At 60.0% G+C, this 1,088-nt stretch carries 2 protein-coding genes and 1 pseudogene; 1 reads left to right on the forward strand and 2 read right to left on the reverse strand.

From position 1 onward, the window contains the following. Positions 1 to 449 (forward strand): amidase family protein (locus KAK09_RS18570; protein ID WP_247651434.1); only part of this gene is annotated, 449 nt, incomplete at its 5' end. Positions 450 to 768: 319 nt separating this feature from the next. Here KAK09_RS18570 and KAK09_RS18575 read toward each other — a convergent pair. Both KAK09_RS18575 and KAK09_RS19185 read right to left on the reverse strand, forming a co-directional pair. Further along, positions 769 to 954 (reverse strand): annotated as a pseudogene (locus KAK09_RS18575) (transposase); the annotation flags it as partial. 37 nt (positions 955 to 991) lie between these two features. Beyond that, a partial coding sequence (locus tag KAK09_RS19185; RefSeq protein WP_210879786.1) for a transposase domain-containing protein occupies positions 992 to 1,088 on the reverse strand: 97 nt, incomplete at its 5' end.

Raw genomic sequence — 1,088 nt, forward strand, 5'->3', positions numbered from 1 at the left:
TCGGGCAATCGCCCGAGATGGTCAAGCCGGAGTTGCGATGGGAGATCGAGCAGGGCCTTGCCGTATCGGGTGCCTATATTCAAAAGGCAAGCGCCATCCGTTCGGACTGGTTCCGCTATACCGCCAGTATGGAGGTGGATATCCTCGCCCTTCCATCTGCACAGCTCTTTGCCTTCGACGCCGATTGGCACTGGCCCAAGGAGATCGCAGGCACGACAATGGACACCTACCACCGCTGGATGGAGGTCGTCGTGCCCGCCTCTCTAACCGGGCTTCCGGCACTGAGTGTCCCCGCCGGTTTCGGCCCCTCCGGCACGCCCATGGGGCTGCAACTGATCGGCCATCGCGGTCAGGATGCCACCGTTCTCAATCTCGGGCGGGACTACGAAACCGCCGTTGACTGGATATCCCAAGCCCCTGCAGGCGACGGAAATTCTTCCTCCATTTGAGGGTGCCCCGCGCATCTTTCTTGAAGCACGCGCGCTTGTTCCGCAAATTGGCGCAAGGAGAGAGGCCCAGGAGTCCCTGCTCCAACGTAATGGTAGGAAACGGTGACAGATGAAGGCATGGACAAGACGCGCCGCGCTTGTCGGGGGGGGGTCGCGGCTTGCCGAAATGCTGCGCGGCGCATGAATCGCCGGTTCAGCCGAGCTGCACCTCGGAGCCAACCGATGGGGTGAGCGGCAGCAACTGGCCGATTCTGTGGAAAAGCAGACGTTTGCGAGCGCGGAAATAGCCATTCCAAATCGGGCGCGCGCGCCTTTCCTGTCAGGCTTTTCGCGTTTGCTGCGGTGCGGGAAAGATCTTGGCCAGTTTCCGGAGGTTCTGGGCGGTTGCGGCGAGGACGAATTCGTCATTTGCGCCGCATGGACCACGTAATCGCAGTCGGCCCAAGCCAAGGATGCATTTGAGGTGGGCAAATAGCATCTCGACCTTTTTTCGGAGCTTCATCGAGATGTTGTGTAAGCGTTAGCTGGACATCACGTGCAGCTTAGCTTGACGTCTTGAAGTTCCACGGCAGCAGGTCGTCGATGCCGCTTTGCGGATGGCCATTGGCGATCGCTGTCAGTGTTGCGTTGAGATAGGCG

The organism is Roseovarius autotrophicus (genome assembly GCF_018069895.1).
GTDB lineage: Bacteria > Pseudomonadota > Alphaproteobacteria > Rhodobacterales > Rhodobacteraceae > Roseovarius > Roseovarius autotrophicus.